The organism is Actinokineospora lacus (assembly GCF_053813445.1).
In genome coordinates this window covers 15,874-35,616 of the sequence record NZ_JBQERA010000013.1, presented here as the reverse complement: position 1 = coordinate 35,616, position 19,743 = coordinate 15,874, and the positions used below count along the sequence as shown (strand labels likewise).

10 protein-coding genes and 3 pseudogenes are annotated in these 19,743 nt (G+C 71.7%); 7 read left to right on the top strand and 6 right to left on the bottom strand.

What is annotated here, in order from left to right:
- Window positions 1-54: 54 nt before the first annotated feature.
- Window positions 55-324, bottom strand: a pseudogene (locus ACTG9Q_RS27365) (sensor histidine kinase); the annotation flags it as partial.
- 336 nt (window positions 325-660) lie between these two features.
- Between ACTG9Q_RS27365 and ACTG9Q_RS27360 the strand changes: the two are divergent.
- Window positions 661-813, top strand: a pseudogene (locus ACTG9Q_RS27360) (ROK family transcriptional regulator); the annotation flags it as partial.
- A 45-nt stretch (window positions 814-858) separates the two neighbouring features.
- Here the strand turns inward: ACTG9Q_RS27360 and ACTG9Q_RS27355 are convergent.
- On the bottom strand, window positions 859-1,992 hold the full coding sequence (locus tag ACTG9Q_RS27355) for an ROK family protein (RefSeq protein ID WP_455575793.1): 1,134 nt from the start codon (window positions 1,990-1,992) through the stop codon (window positions 859-861).
- Window positions 1,993-2,357: 365 nt separating this feature from the next.
- A complete protein-coding gene (locus ACTG9Q_RS27350) occupies window positions 2,358-3,770 on the bottom strand; it encodes a glycosyl hydrolase (protein ID WP_455575792.1) in 1,413 nt (470 codons plus the stop codon).
- Between the two features lie 484 nt (window positions 3,771-4,254).
- Here ACTG9Q_RS27350 and ACTG9Q_RS27345 point away from each other — a divergent pair, with 484 nt between their 5' ends.
- Complete coding sequence (locus tag ACTG9Q_RS27345) at window positions 4,255-4,974, top strand: Calx-beta domain-containing protein (RefSeq protein ID WP_455575791.1); 720 nt, start codon at window positions 4,255-4,257, stop codon at window positions 4,972-4,974.
- Between the two features lie 52 nt (window positions 4,975-5,026).
- On the opposite strand, the gene ACTG9Q_RS27340 is transcribed toward ACTG9Q_RS27345, so the two are convergent.
- Window positions 5,027-8,032, bottom strand: coding sequence for a BTAD domain-containing putative transcriptional regulator (locus ACTG9Q_RS27340; RefSeq protein WP_455575790.1), 3,006 nt, complete (start codon window positions 8,030-8,032; stop codon window positions 5,027-5,029).
- A 118-nt stretch (window positions 8,033-8,150) separates the two neighbouring features.
- Between ACTG9Q_RS27340 and ACTG9Q_RS27335 the strand changes: the two genes are divergently transcribed.
- From ACTG9Q_RS27335 to ACTG9Q_RS27325, 3 genes are all read left to right on the top strand, one after another.
- On the top strand, window positions 8,151-9,389 hold the full coding sequence (locus ACTG9Q_RS27335; RefSeq protein ID WP_455575789.1) for a hypothetical protein: 1,239 nt from the start codon (window positions 8,151-8,153) through the stop codon (window positions 9,387-9,389).
- A gap of 178 nt (window positions 9,390-9,567) precedes the next feature.
- Complete coding sequence (locus ACTG9Q_RS27330) at window positions 9,568-10,191, top strand: hypothetical protein (protein WP_455575788.1); 624 nt, start codon at window positions 9,568-9,570, stop codon at window positions 10,189-10,191.
- Window positions 10,192-10,352: 161 nt separating this feature from the next.
- The gene (locus ACTG9Q_RS27325) at window positions 10,353-11,150 is read left to right on the top strand and encodes a hypothetical protein (RefSeq protein ID WP_455575787.1); all 798 of its coding nucleotides are present in this window, start codon (window positions 10,353-10,355) and stop codon (window positions 11,148-11,150) included.
- Window positions 11,151-11,312: 162 nt separating this feature from the next.
- Here the strand turns inward: ACTG9Q_RS27325 and ACTG9Q_RS27320 are convergent, their stop codons facing one another.
- Window positions 11,313-14,681, bottom strand: coding sequence for a phosphodiester glycosidase family protein (locus tag ACTG9Q_RS27320; RefSeq protein ID WP_455575786.1), 3,369 nt, complete (start codon window positions 14,679-14,681; stop codon window positions 11,313-11,315).
- Between the two features lie 314 nt (window positions 14,682-14,995).
- Between ACTG9Q_RS27320 and ACTG9Q_RS27315 the strand changes: the two are divergent.
- A pseudogene (locus ACTG9Q_RS27315) lies at window positions 14,996-15,469 on the top strand (PAS domain-containing protein); the annotation flags it as partial.
- 353 nt (window positions 15,470-15,822) lie between these two features.
- Here ACTG9Q_RS27315 and ACTG9Q_RS27310 read toward each other — a convergent pair.
- Entirely contained in the window at window positions 15,823-16,914 is a 1,092-nt protein-coding gene (locus tag ACTG9Q_RS27310; protein ID WP_455575785.1) for a DNA glycosylase AlkZ-like family protein, read from the bottom strand.
- Between the two features lie 214 nt (window positions 16,915-17,128).
- Here ACTG9Q_RS27310 and ACTG9Q_RS27305 point away from each other — a divergent pair, with 214 nt between their 5' ends.
- Entirely contained in the window at window positions 17,129-19,699 is a 2,571-nt protein-coding gene (locus ACTG9Q_RS27305; protein WP_455575784.1) for a M14 family zinc carboxypeptidase, read from the top strand.
- Window positions 19,700-19,743: the final 44 nt, after the last annotated feature.

Below are 19,743 nucleotides of genomic sequence, written 5' to 3'. Positions count from 1 at the left end.
GCCGGAGCCGTCTTCTTCGCAGATGCGGTTCGCCGTCCACCACGAGCACGGTGGTCATGCCCGCACCCCTTGAGCCACGGGAAAGGACAGGACGATGGTCAAACCGCCGCCGGGGGTGTCCTCGGCGGTGATGGTGCCGCCCATGGCGTCGGTGAACCCCTTGGCCACGTTCAAACCCAGGCCGACACCGGGAATGTTGTCCCGGTCGCCCAAGCGTTGGAAGGGCGCGAAGACCGTGTCCGCGGTGTTCTTCGGCAGGCCGGGGCCGTGGTCGACCACGCGCAGCTCTACGTGGTCCCCGTGGGCGCTGGCGCGCAGGGCGATCTCGGGTTCGTCGGCGGTGACGCGGCCATCGTCGTCGACGTCCACCGCGCGGCGCGGGGTGAGCGCGACATGCCCAACCTCACGTCTCTTTTCCGGTGCCACGTGGCACTCCGACCGCACCGGGTGTGGTGGTGCTCCTCACCCGGCATCCGCGGGTCACCGCTCGGGATGGACCGATGACGGCGGGTGCCGCGAGCAGCTGCGGTGCCCGGTCCCGCCCTGCTCGGGCAGGGTGGGAGAGGAGGTTGGTGGAGGAGTCGCTGCCGGTGTGACGTTTCCAGGCGGACGAGGCGGTACACCACATTGTTAATCACACGATGAAACAAAGTCAATGATGTGCCGCAAGGTGCCGGATGTCGCCAACGCCGATTCCCTGGCCGGGAGGACGTGCCCCTCGCGGCAGCGGTCACCGGGGCGACCGGATTGCCCGTCGCCGTCGACAACGACGTGCAGGCGTTGACCTCCGCCGAGCACTGGTTCGGCGCAGGCGCCGGCGTGGACTCGATGGTGGTGATCACCGCACCGGCGGTGGGATCAGGTGGTGCCGTTGATCGTGTCTTTGATGGCGAGCGCGGCGGCGGCGCGTGCCCATTCGTTGAAGTCGAACGGTTGGACGTCGAGATCGATCAGGGCGGGGTCGTCCTCGTAGGTGTTTTCGATTCCATTGTGGACGTGCTCGGAGGCGATCTCGTAGAGGGGCAGGCCGTCCCCGGTGAGCAGGATCTTCTCAGGGTCGAGGAAGTTGGCCGTGTGGCCGATGAGGACGCCGAGCGCGTAGCCCGCCTCGGCGAAGACCCGGTTGGCCTCGGGGTCATCGGCCCGTGCCCGTTCGACCGCCTCGTCGTAGGTGGCGCAGCCGTCGAGTCGACGGAGCATGACGTGGCTCATCAGGTAGCTGGAGGCGCAGCCGCGGTGGCCGTAGCCGCACTGCGGGCCCGTGGGGTCGACGAGGAGGTGGGCGAACCGGCGCGGCAGGCCGTGTGCGCCTCGGACGAGCTTGCCGTCGATGATCAGGCCGGTGCCGACGCCCGCGCCGATGGTGATCACCACCATCGAGTCCACGCCCGCGCCTGCGCCGAACCAGTGCTCGGCGGAGGTCAACGCCTGCACGTCGTTGTCGACGGCGACGGGCAATCCGGTCGCCCCGGTGACCGCTGCCGCGAGTGGCACGTCCTCCCAACCGAGGAATCCGGCATTGGCGACCACGCCGTCGCGAACGACGCCGCCGAGCGTGACACCGACCGCGGTCACCCCTGGCAGGTCGGCAGCGACCTCGGCGATCTGGGCGGCGACCTGCTCGGGATCAGTGGAGCGCAGTGGTTGCTCTATGAGTCCGGTGACGACGGCGGTCAGGTCGGTGACGGCGGCATAGAGGCGGTCGGCGGTGAGCTTCACACCCAGGAACCGGTGCGCCTCACTACGGACGCGCAGGATTTCGGAGGGGCGTCCGGTGGAGGAGCGCAGCTCGGTGCCGCCCTCGACGAGTAGCCCTTCGCCGACCAGCGTCTTGGCGGCACGGGTGAGGGTGGACCGGGACAGGCGTAGGCGGGGTGCGATCTCGGACCGGGGCATGGGCCCGTGGATCAGCACCTCCAGCAGGACGTCACGAGCGACTTCGGTCAGGTCAGGCCACCTCGGCGTGGCACGAGTGCGGGTTGATGACGTCACGGTGCGACCATATCTCTCGCAACCACCCCGAATGGTGCCCAATGACGTTGCTGGGATTTCCGAAGAGCGGCCTGAGCACCGCGACCTGTCGACGCAGGCCCGAGCGCGGCGGGTTTCGACGGCCTGGGAGGTGTCCCGCTGGGCGGGCGTGCCGGTCGCCGACGTGTTGCGACTGGATCGGGGCGCCGCCGCGCTGGTGGATCACGGTCGTCGCCCTGGCTCGACGGTGGTCGAGCCAGGGTGACGACCGGGTTGGAGATTCGTGAGCGGGGAGACGTCCTCGCCTTTCGGCACTGACATGGCTATGTCGTCGGACAACGGTGATCGTTGTCAGGTGGCGGACTTGGTGGTGATCAGCGTGTCGTCTACCGGAAGTTGGGCAGTTCGTCGCGGGTGATGACGTAGCTGCTGGCGTACACCTTCTGGAGGTGGGCGATCGAGTTGTGCTGGGTCAGGTACTGCGAGTTCCAGGTCATGAACCACAGCCACCGGGTGTTGGTGGACTGCAGGCGGTCCGGGTCCGGGATCGGCCCGTTCTCGTGCAGCGCGACTGGGACCTGTGAGCCGACGGCGTTGCGCGCGGCGTTGTACATCGCGTTCTGCGGGTCGTAGTTGCCGCTGCCCGCGTAGGTGTCGGCGCCACCGATGTCGACGTATGACCTGCCGGGGTAGAAGGAGCTGTTGGGGCTGCCGTGCGTGCCGAACATCCATATCAGGTTGTTCAACCCCTTGGTGCGGGTCATGTAGTCGTACATGTAGCGCCAGAGCCGCACGTATTGGGCGCCACCTTCCTTGCTCCACCAGAACCAGGTGCCACCTGCCTCGTGGAACGGACGCCAGATCACCGCCGCGCCGATGTCCTCCAACCGCTGGAGGTTCGCGGCGGCGGCGTCCATGCGCTGGCGGAACGAGTTGTTCTCCGCCGTTCCGGAGGTGAGCACAGCGTTGATGGACACGGCCATCTGGCTGCCCTCGTAGGTGTCGGGCTTGGTGGGCGCGCCCATGTGGTAGGCCACCTCGGGGATGCCGCCGGAGTTCCACCACGTGATGGCGCGGCCGACGTAGTCGGTCGTGGCCTGGTCCATGCCCCGCAGCGCGGGGAGCTTTCCGGTGTTGCGCTGGATGTAACTCATCTCGTACTCGGGCCCACCGTTCCAGGTGGACTCCTCCTGGCCAGCGATGATGTGGTTGCCGTACTGCGAGTGCAGGTAGCACAGGACTTTGCGCACCGCGGTGTTGGAGTTGGGGTTGACCGGGTTGACCGAGCACGTCGGGCCGGGCCCCGGACCGGGATCGGTGCCCGCGCGCCACCGCTGGTTCGTCTGGCCGTTGCAGTTCCAGGTGTTGACCAGGGTGCCGTTGGCCGTCGCGGCCCCGACCACGTCCAGGCAGAGCCCGGATTGGGTCGCGGTCACGGAACCATCGGCGTTGAGCCGGAATTTCTGGTTGGGCTGCCCGGTGCATTCCCAGATCAGCAGCCTCGCGCCCGCGGTGGTGGAGCCGCTTTCCACGTCCAGGCAACGGGTGCCGCCGAAAGTGCGCAGGTCACCGGACGAGGCGAAGTCCCATGACTGGTTGGCCTGACCGTTGCAGTCCCAGATCGCGACCGGCGATCCGGGGGTGTTGCTGTTGCCCACCACGTCCAAGCACTTGTTCGATGCCACGCTGATCAGCGAAGCCGGTGCCGCGATCGCGGGGGCAGCGCTCAGTGCGGCCAGGCCAGGCACGGCCAGGGCGAGTGCCAGCAGCGCCCGCCCGATTCTTCCTATGGCGCGCACCGGATCTCCTTTGATCCATGGTGGCCGGGTACTACCGGACACCGGTATTTGGCTAGCGAAGGTGACGGTGCCGCACAAGGACGGCTGGCGGCATCGGATGCGAATCCGGTTACGACATCGGGTTGACATGGCCGATCGGCGACGTCCCTGCCGTCCGGGGTTCCGGACCGGTGAATCCTTGCGGGACAGCGGCAAGCGGGGCGCCGGACCGATCCGCGGGTGCGTTCCCCCACAACGTAACGGAGCGGGCCAACACAGGGCAAGGGGTTATGCTCAGTATGAAATTAACTCTGGGTGGTCTGGTGCCGAGGGCAACGTCATCGACGTTCCCGCCGGGGCTCGGGCAGCCGGTTCGACCTGGTGGCTCCCCCGGTGGCGCCGGCTCCACAACCGACTCACAACGGGGCCGGACTACTACTTGAGCAGCAGGTCAAAGACACCAGAGGGGAACACGAAGATCATGCGAAAGGCGATGTTGGGGGCTGTGGCGGTCATCCTGGGCCTGGGGGCGGCGTCCGGGACGGCGACCGCGGAGAGCGCGTGCGAGGTCGCGGTTCAGGACACGAAGATGTACGAGGGGAGCCTGGGCGGGGCCAAGATGGCCTTCACCGTGACGGCGTCGGCGGGCTGCGCCGGGACGGTCAAGTACCGGACGGTGGCGGGTCCGGCCGGGGAGGGCTGGGCGAGCACCCCCGAGGACTACGCGGCGGTCAGCGGTGTCCTGCAGGTCAGCGGTGGGGCGGCGCTGGCGGTGGCCGTGCCGGTCGTGCCGGACCACAAGGAGGAGCCCGACGAGGTGGTGCGGGTGGAGCTGTACGACGGCAACGGGGTCGTGATCACCCGGGCCCTGGCGGCGGGAACGGTCCTCGACGACGAGGGCGTGGTCCTCGGCTCCGACTCCGGGAAGATCTACTGGGACGAGGAGGACGACAGCGTCGACATCCCGGTCTTCGCGAGCGCCGCCCCGCGGGCCCCGATCACCGTGCACTTCCGGACCGTCAACGGCACCGCGTCCGCGGGGGACCACTACAGCTCGGTGCGCGGCGTCCTCACGCTGACGCCGGAGAACCCTTCGGCGGTCATCTCCGTGCCCCTGCTGGACGGCGCGGAGCGAGAGCCCGGCGCGTACTTCTTCGTCGAGCTGTTCAACCCGTCAGCGGGCACCGTCGAGACCGGGCGGGTCCAGGTCGGCGTCAGCCCCTAGGACCTGCCCTCAAAGCGGGACCGCGGGCCCGTCCGCCGAGGACGGGCCCGCGTCAGGGACCCAGCAGGGCCTCGGCTTCGGCGGTCGCGTTCGCCTGGGCGTACAGGCGGGCCGCGGTCCCGCGGTGGTGGCGGGCGGCGGCGGTGTCCCCGCGCCGCTCGGCCACCTCGGCGAGGTCGCGGTGCAGGTGGGCCTCCTCGAAGCGGTCGGGCACCCGCTCGCGGATCACCTGGGCCGCGTCGAGGTGCTCGCGGGCCGCGGTCAGCTCGCCCGCGAGCATGCGGGCCCGGCCCAGGTGGCCGAGGGCGCAGGACTCGCCGTGCCGGTCGCCGACCTCGCGGCTGATGGCCAGGGCCTCCTCGAAGCGCTCCATGGCCTCGCCGTGCCCGCCGCGGTCGAGGTGGGCGATGCCGATGTCGAGCAGGGTCTCCCACTCCAGCCAGCGGTCGCCGATCTCGCGGCAGATGCCCAGGGCCCGGTGGAAGTGCTCCAGGGCCCGCTCCTGCTCGCCGGTCTGCAGGCGCGCCTCGCCGAGGGCGTCGAGGGTGCCCGCCTCCAGCCTGCCGTGGCCCAGCTCGCGGAAGCTGGCCAGCGCCTCGTCCAGCGGGGCGAAGGCCGACTCGGCCCGGCCCATCTGGATGTAGGTGTGGCCCAGGTTGCGCTGCGACAGCGCCTTGCCCAGCGCGTGGCCCGCCGCGGTGCAGCGCTCGACGGCCAGCAGGTGGGCGGTGACGGCCTCGTCGAAGCGGCGCAGCTCGGCGTAGGTGTTGGCCATGTTGTTGTGGATGTGGCCCTGGCCCATCACGTCGTCGATGGTCTCGGCGACGCGCAGGGCCTGCTCGCTGGTGGCGAGGGCGTCGTGGAGCCTGCGGGTCATGGAGTAGGCCACGCCCAGGGCCCGCAGCATCTCCGCCTCCGCCGCGGGCTCGCCCAGCTCGGCCGCGGCCGCGGCGCCCTGCCTGCACAGCTCGACGCGCTCGTGCCAGTGGCCGGTGGCGTCGTAGAAGCTGGTGAGCAGGTAGGTCAGCTGCCAGGCCGCGGTCAGGTGGCCGCCCGCCCTGGCCTGCTGCACCACCGGCACCAGGTTGCCCCGCTCCGCCTCCAGGAAGGCCAGGGCGCCGTGCTTGTCGGTGAAGGGCAGCTCGGCCGGGGCGTGGCGCACGACCGGCGTGACCTGGTCGCGCTCGGGGTCGACCAGCCGGTTCGCCGCCTGCGCCACCGCCAGGTACCAGTCCAGCAGGCGCTCGGTGGGGTCGGGGAGGTCGGCGCACTGGCGGGCGAAGTCGCGGATGAGGTCGTGGAAGCGGTAGCGGTCGGCCCCGGCCCTGGTGACCAGGTGCGACGCGGCCAGCTCCCCCACGGCCCGCCTGCCGTCCGCGGGGCTCAGCCCGCCCAGCGCGGCGCCCAGGTGGGTGCTGAAGGTCGGCCCCGGGTGCAGGCCGAGCCTGCCGAACACCCGCGCTGACTCCGGGGCCAGGGGCTCGTAGGCGCTCGCCAGCACGGTGCGCACGGTGCGGGAGTCCCCGTCGACCACCAGGCCGTCGAGCCTGCGCGGCCCGGTCAGCTCGGCGGCGAACTCGGCGATCGGCAGCACCGGGTCGCCCACCAACCGGGCCGCGGCGATGCGCAGGGCCAGCGGCATGCCGCCGCAGAGCCGGGCCAGCCGGGCGGCGGAATCGGCCTCCCGGTCCACCCGGTCGCCGCCGACGACGTTGTCCAGCAGGGACACCGCCTCGTCGTGGCGCAGGGCGTCGACCACGACGACGCGGGTGGCGTGCCGGGCGGCCAGCGCGGCCATGCTGCGGCGGCTGGTGATCACCAGCAGGTTCCCGTCGCCGCCCGGCACCAGCCGGAGCACGTCCTCGACGCTGCCCGCGTTGTCGAGCACGACCAGGCACCGCCTGCCGTGCAGCAGCGAGCGGTACAGCGCGGCCCGCTCGTCGGGCTCGGCGGGGATGCGGTCGTCGGGCACGTCGAGCACCCGCAGCAGGTGGGCCAGGGCGTCCTGGGCGGGCACGGCGCGGCGCGGGTCCTGGCCGCGCAGGTCCACGAACAGCTGCCCGTCGGGGAAGCGGTCGACCACCCGGTGGCCCCACTGCACCGCCAGCGAGGTCTTGCCCATGCCCGCGGGGCCGGTGATCACCACGATCGGCGGCTCGTCCGCCGTGGCCAGCACCTCGTCCAGGGCGGCCAGCTCGTCGGCCCGGCCGGTGAAGTGCCCGACGCGCGCGGGCAGCTGCCGCGGCGGGACGGGCGCGGCGGGCGCCGCGGGCGGCGGCGGATCGAGCACCGGCTCGCGCCGCAGGATCGCGGTGTGCAGGGCGGCCACCTCGGGGCCCGGGTCGACCCCGAACTCCTCGTCGAGGGTGTGGCGCAGCCGCGCGTACACCTCCAGGGCGTCGGTGTGGCGCCCGCAGCGGTGCAGGGCCAGCATCTGCAGGCCGACCAGGCGCTCGCGGGTGGGGTCCTCGGCCACCAGCCGGGGCAGCTCCAGCGCGGCGGCCTCGTGCCCGCCGCAGCGGATCTCGGCCTCCCACAGGTCCTCCACCGCCGAGCGGCGCAGCTCCCGCAGCCGCTCCACCTCGTGCTCGCCCCACCCGACCAGGGCCGCGCCCGCGAACGGCTCGCCGCGCCACAGCCCCAGCGTCGCGCGCAGCCCCTGCGCCGCGCGCTCGGGCGCTCCCCCGGCCAGGTCGCGGCGCGCGGTGGCGACCAGCCCGGCGAAGCGGTGGGCGTCGACGCACCCGGCGGGCAGGTCGAGCAGGTAGCCGGACTCGCGGGTGCCGAGCACCGGCGGCACGCCGCACGCGGCCAGCGCCTGCCTGATCCGCGCGATGTGGCTGTGCAGCGTGCGCAGCGCCGTGCGCGGCGGGTCCTCGCCCCAGAGCACCTCCACCAACCGGTGGAAGGGCAGCACCTCGCCCGCGTGCAGCGCCAGCACCCCCAGCACGGCCCGCTGGCGGGTGCCCGAGAGCACCGCCTCCCCGTTCGGGCCGTGCGCGGACACCGGGCCGAGCACCCGGATCTCGCACAGTCCGCCCTGCTCGACGACGGTCATCGCGTTCTCCCCGAATCGGCCACAACAGCAGCACAACAGGCCGACAACGTCGCCTCCGTAGACCTATGAGTGCCCGGCGGGCGGTGCTCACCGGGTCAACCACACGAAAGGATCTCCGATGAAAACACATCTGCGTTCTCGCTCGTACTCCGCGTGGCGCTACGCCCTGCCCGCCGTGGCGGTGGCCGCGGCCATGACCGCGACCATGGTGCCCGCGAACGCGGCCCAGGCGCTCGCCGGCACCGCGGTGACCTCGGACAGCACCGAGTACCCGCCCGCCGAGGGGCCGGGTGACCTGCGCGAGCCCCAGATGCTGGTCATCGCCCAGGAGGCTGACCAGGCGTTCCGCCTGTCGCTCACCATCGCGACCGCCAACCCGGACCAGGTGTTCCCGGAGGGCTCGATCGAGGACATCCTCCAGGCGGGCGTGCGCTCGATGCCCGCCGAGCGGCAGGAGCGGAGCAGGCGCGCGGCCCAGACGCTGCTGGCCGACCCCGACACCCGGGTGGCCGAGTTCGGCCGCTACGGCCGCTACGACCCCGCGGTGTACGCCCGGCTGGGCTTCGACGGGGCCTTCCGCGACCTGCCGGTCGACTGGACGGCCCTGCGCCGCAGCCTCCAGGCCCAGGCGGACCAGGTGGAGGCCGAGTCGGCCGTCACCAACCAGCACGCGCTGGACGTCGCCGCGGCCGAGGGCATCGACCCGACGGCGGCGGGCTCGCTGCTCAAGGGGCTGAGCATGCAGATCACCTCCATCAAGGCGGTGAACTCCAACGAGTACTGGGGTGACGAGATCAAGCTGGGCGGCACCGCCACCGACCACAAGGGCGTGACCAAGAAGATCGCCCCGTTCACCGTGAAGAACGACTTCGACTCCGGCGAGGTCAAGACCTACAACCCGCCGCTGATGTTCTCCTACGCGAACCTGACCGGGGGCAGCCCGTCGGTGCCCGCGACCGCGTGCAACATCGCGATCATGGCCGACATCGACTTCGGCGGCTTCGCCGACGCCGTCAACGCCGCGTGGGAGCAGGTCAAGTCCAAGGTCCTCGGCGCGATCGAGCAGTTCGTCGGGACGGCGCTCAGCGCCTACCTGAGCAAGGTGATCGCGGGCCTCCTCGGCAAGGTCATCGCCTGGCTGGTCGACAAGCTCATCGGCTGGCTGATCAAGCTCTTCATGGACGACGTCTTCACCCCGGCCAAGGCCTGCATGACGGTCTCGACCCTCTACGCCCACATGTACGACAACGGCAAGACCGCGGGCTGGGACAACCTCCGCACCTCGACCAAGACCCTGACGTTCACGGGGCCGAGCACCCACTACCAGATGAACATCCACTGGAAGGCGCACGTCTGATCCACTCTGCTGGACCACGGCCGTGGACGGGGAACTCCCCCGCCCACGGCCTTTCCGCACGTGCGGCGCGAGTCCCCCGACGATGCGTCGCCGGTCGCGACGGCTACGGCGGGAACCCGCGCCGACGCCGTGCGTCTCTATGCCTGACAGGACAAGGCACAGGGAACGGTGGCAGGGCATGGACATCACGGGAGCGCGCAAAGCGGCCGGCCTGGCCGCGGGCATCCTCCTCGCGGCGGTGGGCGCGACCGGGTGCACCGCCTTGCAGGGCGGGCAGGGGCAACCCACGCAGGCCGGCGTCAGCACCGTCACCGTGACCGCACCCGTGAGCACGACCGCGGGGCCGGGCGCCTCCGCGTCCGCCAAGTCCGAGTCCGGCTCGCCGGAGGGCGGGGCGGGCAAGGCGGCCGAGTCGGCAGCGACCACCAGCCGCAAGCCCGCCACCACGACGACCACCACCACCAAGTCGCACGTGCGGGCCGGGCCGAAGGTCGAGAGCCTCACCGTGCTCAGCAAGCCGTCGTGCCCGGTGGTGGGGACCCCGGAAGCGCCGTTCTCCTCCCCCGGCCACGGCGTGATCATCGCGTGGAAGGTCAGTGACGCGGAAGGCGCGGCCATCTCGGTGGACAACCCCGGCATGTACGCCGCCTACGGCGACGACTACCCGGCGACAGGTCAGCTTGAGCTGGCCTTCCCGTGCGAGGCCGGCAACGGCGAGACCACGCACACCTACACGGTGTGGCCGAAGGGCGCCAAGGGCATCTCCAAGACCCTGACGATCAGCGCGCGCAACAATTCCTGACCGCTCCGGGCGGAGGAAGACTCGGTCAGTCGATCGCAAACACCGCAGGGTCCCACGTACGGTATCCACACGGCCGATACAGTCCGACCGATGGGACGGCTCCCCCGTGTCGCCCGTGCCCGCGCACGTCGGTCGACCGCCGGACGGGTCTGGAGGCAGAGATGACACGACTCGGTGTCGCGCCCTCGGTGGTGTCCGGGGTGTCCTTCAGCGCGGCCTCGGCGGCGGGGGTGCGCTGGGCGGCACGTCACGCCCTCCAGCGCGGCCTCGGCCTCCGGTTGGCACACGCGTGCCGGAACCCCGACGAGGTGGCCGCCGCCCGATGCCGCCTGGACGAGCTCGCCGCGCGGGTGCGGGAGGCCTTGCCGCTCCTGGACGTCTCGGTAAGCGTGATCCTCGCCTCCGCCGAGAGCGCCCTGATCGCCGAGTCCCACACCGCCGACATGATCGTCGTGGGCGGTCCCACCCCGGACGCGATCAGCGTGCTCGCCTCCACCGTGAGCGCGCGGTCCCGGTGCCCGGTCACCGCCGTCCCGGCGAAGGCCGGGACGAAGCGACCCCAACCGCCCGACCGGCCCATGGCCGTCGGCATCAGCGGCGACGCCCTGGCCGAACCCACGCTGCGCACCGCGTTCCTCATCGCCTCGGCCCTGAACACCGGTCTGCGAGTGGTGTGCTGCACGCTGGACGACCACTCCGCGGCGCCGGCCGCCGTCCCGGACATCGCCCAAGCCGCCCTCTCCGTCACCCGGTCCTGCGCCGAACACAACCCCTCTGTCCCCATGGAGGTGCGGATCGCCAGGTCACACCCCACCACCGGCCTGGCCCGCCATGCCAAGCTCGCCTCGATGCTGGTGATCGGCTCCAGCGCGACCGCCACGGACATCTCGACCAGCCACCGGTTGTTGCGCCGCGGAACGGGCCCGGTCGTGCTGGTGGGACCGCTGGCCGCCCCATAGTCGCGAGCGACCACCCCCGCACTCGGCAAAGCGACACCGGCGGCGTGGGTGCCCGGTGCCACTATTGCTTTGGCGAGTTGGCCGTCTTGGGCGATGACGGTGGCATGGGGATGCTGGATGCCGTCGCGGCACGGGCACCGACGTGCGGGCGTCGACGCGTGGTTAGGCCGCCGCGCGCTCGGTGATCTGGACGTGTTCCTGGTGGGTGACCCCGTTGACCGTCACCGCGATGACGATGGGCTCAGGGCGCAGGGTCGTGAGGACGCCCGTGGTCGGGTCGAGGTGGGCGGCGTGCCAGGGGCGGAGGTCGTCGGGGTGGCCGATGTGCAGGTTCAGCGATCCTGACCAGTCGGCGCTGACGGGGTAGGAGACGGGGACCGTCCGCGTGCCCTGCCGGACGGTCGCGGAGATCGGCGCGGATTGGCCCGCCGCCAGGGCGGGCGGGGCGTGCAGGGTCAGCGCGTCGACGTGCGGGCGCATCTCGGCGGTGATCCAGGACGGGCGCGGGCGGCGCGGCCAGGTGCGGTCCGGTTCGGCGGGGTCGACGCCGAGCATGGTCCAGCCGGTGAAGCCACCGGAACCGGCGTCGGTGGACGGCGCCTTGCCGCTGTTGCCGTTGATCAGGTAGGGCACGCCGTCGACGCGGGCGGCGTGGAAGCGGCCGACGTGGGCGCCGATGAAGGCCGCGCCTTTGCCGGTGTCGCGGCGGAAGTCGGCGAGCCAGCGCTCCAGCACGGCGGCTTCGCGGCGGTCCGACAGCTGGCTGGCCTGGGTCGGCGTCGGGTCGCGGGGCGGGTGGTGGTGCAGGACGACCACCGAGTGGACCGGGTCGACGGCGGCCCGGTCGAGTGCGTCACGCAGCATCCGGACCTGGTCGAACCCGCCGCCGCGCAGGGTGCCGGTGGAGGAGTCCAGCAGCACGAACCGCGTGCCCTTGTGGTCGAACGCGCGGCTGGTCGCACCGAACTCGCGGGCGAAGTTGGCGATCGTGCCCGGCCCCATGATCTCGTGATTGCCCGGCACGTAGTGCCACGGCAGCTCGTCGCCGAGTTCCTCGGTGAGGATGCGCCGGGCCAGGGCGAGGTCCTCGGGCGCGGCCTCGTCGACGAAGTCGCCGTTGATGACCACGAAGTCCGGGCGCGCGGCCTTGATCTCCCGCAGCGTGCGCCGAGCGTTGCGGACCAGCTCGCTGTCGGGATTGCGGGCGACGAACTGCGCGTCGGACATGACCGCGAACCGCCACTGCCTGCCCGCGACCGTTCCGTCCTGGATGACCACGTCGTCGGTGACCGGTGGCTCGGAGGGGATCTCCACCGGCGGGGGAACCTTCGCGACGATGTCGTCGATCAGGATTTCCCCGGTGTACTGCCGGTCCGCTTTGGTCTCGATGGCGTAGAACCGGTTGACCTTCAGCGGAAACGGCATCCCGGTCGGGACGGGGATCTCCAGGTACCTCCAGCCCGTCCACGTGATGTACGGGCCGTAAAGGGAGCGGCTGACCCCTTGGGCGTCGGTGACCGTGAACGCGGTCCACTCCCCCTTGCCATGGCCGTGGACCCACACGCCCAGCGCCAGCGGCTGGCCCTCGACCTCGATGGGGCGCGGCGGGATGGCGTAGGCGGTGCGGGTTCCGGTGGACTTGCTGAAGTCGTAGGAAAGGCGCAGGCCCTGCCCGGTGCGGCCGGGAACGGGCGCGACGGCCCCGGTGCCCCGGGCCGAACCGAACGTCCAGGACGCGGCGTCGTCGAACGTCGCGTGAGTCCGCGTCTGCAGGCCGACTGTCACCGCGACCCGGGTGGTCTTGTCGCCGACGCGGGCGGTGACGACGGCCGAGCCCTCCGCGCCGACGGCCTCGACGCGCAGGCGCCCGTCGGCGGTGGGCGCCACGGACAGCAGGGAGCGGTCGTATTCGAGGTCCACATCGGACGTTTCGACGGGCGCGGTGGCGCCGGTGTCGTCGTAGCCGACGATGCCGACGGTCCCGTCCGCGCCCTGGCCGAGCAGGCTCAGCCGAGTGGCGGTGGGGCTGATGCGGGCGAGTGGCCCCAGCACGGTCAGGGCGATCCGGCCGACGACGTCACCGCGACGGACGGTCACCTCGGCGACTCCGGTGCGCTGGGCGTGGAAGACGCCGTCCGCGGTGACGCGCCCCTGCGGCCCGGGCACGTGCCACGACCGCGGTCCGGCTTCGGCCGGGCCATACGTCTCGTCGTACCCGTGGGCGACCAGTTTCCGACTCAAGCCGGGGAACACCCGGTCCGGGTGGCCGCCGGGGACCGTGTCGGCGCCCGGCGCGCGGGCGGGCTCCATCGCGGTGCGCACCCAGAACCCGGTCAGCTCGCCGCTGCCCGCGGGGGCGTACAGGGCAAGGCCGTTGGGGACAGGGCGTTCACCCCCGTCCGACGGCTGGTTCTCCAACCGGAGTTCGGTCGTGCCGGGTTCCCGGGCGAGCATGGTCGACGAGCCGCCGCCGTCGAGGTTGAGGGCGTTGTGCGCGCCCATCTCCTTGAGCATCGACGCCATGTCGCGGAGGTTGAGGCCGAGCAGGTACGCCTGCCTGCCGTCGACGCTGAGCAGGAACATCTTCTTGCCGTCAGCGGAGAAGCCGATGGCGGTGCGCGGGTGCAGCGGGTCGGCGGGGGCGACGATCTCGCCGTCCTCGATGAGCAATTGGTTGCCGCCAATCGCGGTGCGCGGCACACTTCCATCGCTGGTGCGCGACCGGTAGGACACCTCAACGCCCGCGCCGACCGGCAGGGCCGCCAGGGTGTCCGCGCCCGCGTCCCGACCGACCAGGACGAGGCCGTCGGTCGGGATGGGGTCGCTGCCCGCGCTTCGCCGGATCTCGGCGACGGCACCGCCGCGGACGACCACCTCGGTCACCCGGGGCGCGCCTTGGACGGCGCGGGCGCGCGAGTACCCGCCCCACAACGGGGTGAACACGCCGATGCCGTTGGCGTCGATGCGGGCGGAGTTGAGCTGGGTGAGGCGGATCGCGCGGCCGTCGACGGTCACCGTGCCCTCGAAGAACACCTCCATCACCCGCCCGATCCCGGCCGCGTCCACGCCCACCGCGCGGTGGTGGCCGGTGTTGGGCGACTTGACCAGCTCGCCGTGCCGGATGCCGACGCCTTCCGGGGCGTTGGAGTTGTTGATGTCGAAGAAGTCCCCGTTGACGGCGGCGACCGCACGGGTAGCCTGGGACGACAGCGGCGCCGCGGCCGCGACGGCGCCGGGATCGACGTAGCCGACCGTGGCGCCCGCGGTCAGATCGGCGGTCAGCACGTCGCCGCGGACCCAGCCGCCCGCAGCCCCCGCTTCGTACCAGTCGAAGGAGTCCAGCGTCACGCCGGGCGCGACCGGCCGACTCGTCCGAGCGGTCTCGATCCGCTGCTGAGGGTCGACCGATACCGCCGCACCACCGGGGATGTCCTCCACCTGCGCCACAGCGGTAGGCGCGAACAGCACCACGACCGCCACGACGACCGATCCAGCACGCCACGGCACGGCAACCCCCAGGCGAGTCGACACCTAACAAACTGGCACCTTATTCCGTGAACCGCTTACATCGACACCGCCATCCGATGCACGTCTGATGAACCCGGTGACGCGGTCCCCCCACTCTCGAGGGCAGGGGCGTTCTACGCAGGCATGGCCGACGGCGGCCTTCCGCTGACCGAGCTCCTCACCTGCGGCCGGTTGTGCGTCGCGGCGACGGCGAGCCTGTACTGGGCCGCACACCGAACCGGAGGAATACGGCCAGATGACGGCGATACCGACTGCGCAAACGCACCTACGCGGGTGTGTTGGCCGATGCCGATTCCGCCGTGTGGCTCGCGCAGGTCATGCACCACCTCCCCGCGGCCGTGGCCGTGCGGGACCGGTTGAGCCGCACGGTGTGGGCCTCACCCCGCTACCTGCGCATGGTCGGTCGCGACCTCGCGTCGGTCGTCGGTCTCACCGAGACCGAACTGCGCCGCGGCGCGGGGGCGCCCAACGGGCCCGCGGCGGACACGCTCGTCCTGGCCACCGGGCAGGCGACGACCACCCGCGGCGCGTGGCTCGACGAGGACGGATCGGTCCGGGAGAGCGACGAGATCCGCTTCCCGCTGACCGGCCCGGGCGGGGAGCCCCTGGTCGGTCACCTCACGTTGGACGTCAGCGAGCGCGAGGCCGAGCGCAGGCGGGCCGAGGAGGCCGAGCGGCGGTTCACGGCGTTCATGGACCACGCGCCCTTCGGGGCGTGGATCAAGGACCACGACCACCGCTACCTGTGGGCGAACCGCGCGCACCTGCGCATGCTCGGCGATGTCGACCTCGCCGAGCTGATCGATCGGAGCGCGGCGGAGATCGGCGCTCCCTGGCACGACGACGAATGCGACCGTCACGCGGACGAGGCCGTGCGCAGCGGGAATCCATCGCGATCAACGCCGAGTTCGAAGTGGGATCGTGACGGAGGCGTACTCCAACTCAGGCATCTGCGGCCCGTACCTCTACTACCGCATCGTCCGGGTCGGCTGACAGCTGACCGCGCGGGTGCAGCCATGATGTCGGAGCCGACGCGCGGACCCGCGCGTCGGCTCCGACGCCTGCGCGATCGCCACCTGCCACCAGGCAGGGCTCGCCGTCCCCAACCGCCCAGCAGACGGATGGCGGTTCCTGACCGTTTCGGTCAGTCGACCGCGAAGCGCAGGTCGCGGCCCAACGCGCTCGACAGCCGTCGCGCAGCGGCGGCCACGGATGACGACTCGGCAGCCCCGGTGCGATCGAGCCACCGGGCCCGGATCGCGGCGCGCTCGATCGTCCGCGTCCCGCGGACCCTTCCCCCGATCAGGATGAGATTCGCCCCGCGGGTCGCGAGAGGTCGGTGTGCGGCGGGTACGACGTTGCTGTCCGCCGTGCCTGCGCCGAGGACCCACTGGTCGAATCCGGGCAGGAACACGACCTGACCGGACTCCGGCGTGCGGGCGATGTCATCGGCGTGCTCGGCCAGGCACAGCGCTGAGGCACCCTCGATCGAGACGGTGGTCAGTTCGTCGCCCATCCGCTCGATCCAGCCGGTGACGCGTTGTCGGCCCGCGCTCAACCCCGCCGCCAGCCAGTAGAGGACTCGGTCAAGGGTCGCAGGTCCGTAGGCCGAGAGGTATGCCCGAATCGCCAGCGGACCGGCCTCCTCGATCCTCGCCAGTCCAGCCCAGCCGGGGATGGCTTCGAGCAGCCGGAACGTGGGCACGTCCGCGGATGGCCCGAAGCACAGGTCACCTTGCCATCCGAAAGGCTTGAGGAACGTGTGCGACTTGTCGTCGAAGGCGGATCTCAGATGACGGTAGGCCGGGTCTTTCGCGACCGCGTGAGCCAACTCGTGCTGGGTGAGAGGGCCGCTGCTCAGCGCGTCCCGCACGGTCGCCCTCAGTCGTGGCCATTGCTCGGGCTCCAGCCGGTAGTGCTGGCACCAGCTTGGGCGTTCCCACTGCCGACTCGCGCTGCGCAGGGCGAGGTGGACTGCTGCCGAGGACGGCGTCATGAAGTGCGTCGCACCGCAGAACGCGTAAGTGGCGAAGATCCGGCCTGCCGCGGTCGCGGCTGCCAGGTCCCCCTCATCAGGACGGGCCAGCCGCAAGCGAATCGCGGTGCCCGCGTCCCCGGACCACGACGGCACCGCGACAAGCCGATCGACGACAGCCTCGACCGAACCAGCACGCCCATGCTCAAGGAAATGACGTCGCAGCCGCCAGCCGAGTGCCGCAGCCCAGGTCACAGCCATGACACGAACCTATGCCTCGCGCGGCGGCGCCAACAACACCAGCACCGATGCCGATTGGCACCGGCCACTGATCGGCGACGGCCACGGCGGACACCCGGACCGGCACTGGTCGCGACCCAAGAACCGCACGTGGGGCCCGTCTCTGGATCATGCCCGTTGACCAGCGGCTTTGAGACGACTAGAGAAGGACACCTTGCTTGCAACGGAGGTATCGATGCCCGCTATGCGCCCCAGATCGGGGTCGGCCACGCTCGCGGTCCTGTTCCTGACCGCCTGCACCGCCTTCACCGGCCTCCCGGCCACCGCCGACCCGGTCGGACCGGCCAAGGCCCCCACCCGCAACGAGCACCCGGCCAACGGCGCCGAGCGCAACCAGGTCGCCGCGCTCGACACGCCCGCGGCCCGGTCCGCGCTGGTGCCCGGCGGCGCGAACCGCGCGCGGCCCCACCAGGGCTATCCGCGCCAGACGTCGCTGCGGGTCTACCCCGAGGACGCGAACGACAAATCGATCAAGCTCGGGCTGTACCCGTACCACGCGCTGGCGCCGAAGCTGAACGAGCTGCAGAACCGCAGCGACCGGATCTCGGTGGAGGTCGTCGGGCAGTCCACCCTCGGCCGTGACCTGTACCTGGTCACCGTGACCGCGCCGGAGTCCGCGCGGGAGACCCGCGAGCAGCAGCGGTGGAAGGAGCTGATCGAGGACGACCCGGCGCGCGCGGCGCGCGACCGCGGGCTGCGCCGCGAGTACAAGGCCCCGATCTGGATCAACAGCAACATCCACGGCGACGAGTGGGAGGGCACCGACGGCGCCATGCGCCTGATCGAGCACTTCGCCACCACGTCCGACCGGGCGACGCTGGAGCTGTTGCGCCGCAACCGTGTCTACTTCAACGTCACGGCCAACCCGGACGGCCGCAACGCGGGCACCCGGCCGAACGCGGCCGGGTTCGATCTCAACCGCGACTTCGCCACCGCCTCCCAGCCCGAGACCCGCGTGATGCGCGACATCGGCCTGCTCACGCAGCCGCTGGTGATGCTGGACGAGCACGGGTACACCGGCGACACGCTGATCGAGCCCGCCACCGCGCCGCACGGGCAGAACTACGAGTACGACCTGTACATCAAGCACGCCTACGCCAACGCGCTCGGCATGGAGGCCGCGGTCAAGGCGCTCGGCCACGCCGAGACCGAGTCGGTGACCATCCCGTTCCGCGACCTGCCGCCGGGCGACTGGGACGACTGGCCGCCGATCTTCACGCCGATGAACGTGATGTACCACGGCGCGGTCGGGCACACCGTGGAGATCCCGCTGCGGGTCAACCGCGCGAACTACACCGACCTGCCGGTGTCGGAACTGCGCAGGCGCTCGGCGATCAACACCGACGTGGCCGCCGCGACCATCAGGGCCGCGATCATCTACACCGACACCAACCGCGACTCGCTGATCGCCGACCAGATCGAGTTGTTCCGCCGCGGTCGGGCGGGCGAGGCGCAGCGCGTCATCCCGGACGGCTTCGTGCCCGGCTTCGGCCCCGAGGACCGGTACTCCACGACCTTCGCCCGCGCCTGGGTCATCCCGACCGGCCCGGCGCAGCGCTCCGAGGTCGCGGCCGCGCGGCTGGTGGACATGCTGGTGGACAACGACATCCGGGTGACCCGCGCCCAGCGCGGGTTCGAGCTGGGCGGGCGCGCGTACCCGGCCGGGTCCTACGTGGTGGACATGCACCAGCCCAAGCGCGGCCTGGTGGGCGCGCTGCTGGAGGCAGGCGCGGACGTCTCGCAGAAGGTGCCGCAGATGTACGACATCTCCGGCTGGAGCCTCGGCCTGCTGTGGGGTGCGACCGTCGACCGCGTGGCGAGCGGACCGGTCCGCGTGCCCGGCCGCCCGGTCGTGGTCGCCGCGCCGACCGGTGGCGTGGACGCGGGCCCCGGCCAGGACCTGGCGATCACGGTGCGCGACGGCAAGGACGTGCGGGCGGTCAACGACCTGCTCGGGCGCGGCCTGGCCCTGCGCCGCGGCGCCGACGGCTCGGTCATCGCCCCGGCCGCGACCCGCGCCGAGGTGCTGGAGGTCGCGGGTCGCCACGGCGTCCGGTTCACCGCGGCGCCCGCGGGCACGTCCGGCACGCCGATGCGCCCCCAGGTCATCGCGGGCGCGGTCGCGGGCGACGAGCTCAAAGCCCTGCGCGACATGGGCTTCGAGGTCCGGCCGGTCAACGCCGCGATCCTCAACGGCGGATTCGACTGGTCCCGGGTGGACACCCTGTACGTGTCCTCCGGCCTGCGCCACGCCGACCTCAACGCGGCGGCCGTCGCGGCGCTGAACACGTTCCTCGGCCGGGGCGGCGTGATCACCCGAGGAGCCACCGGCGCCCGCTTCAACGCTGACGCCGGTCTGCTGGCGGCCCGCGCGGTCGCCGGGCGCGAGGACGCCAACGGCGTGGTCAACGTGGTCAACGGCACTGGCCTGACCTCGGGAGCCCTGCCGCACTCGTTCGTCTACTCCCCGCTCTGGTTCACCGACCTCGGCGCGGGCGTCACCGCGGAGCAGCGCTACGCCGCCGACCCGCTGGTGGCGGGTCACTGGCTGCCCCGCGCGGACGGCACCGGCGGCCCAGCCGACGCCGCGGGCCAGGCTTCCGTCGTGTCCGGAACCGACGAACGCGGCGCCCGGGTGGTCCTCTTCGGCAGCGAACCGATGTTCCGCGACCACCCCAAGGGCCTCTACGCCCAAACCGCCAACGCCCTGTACTGGACCGCGACGGTCCCCGTCCTGTCGAGGTAGCCACCCGATGGCCCGCGCCCTTCTCGGGCGCGGGCCATCGGTTG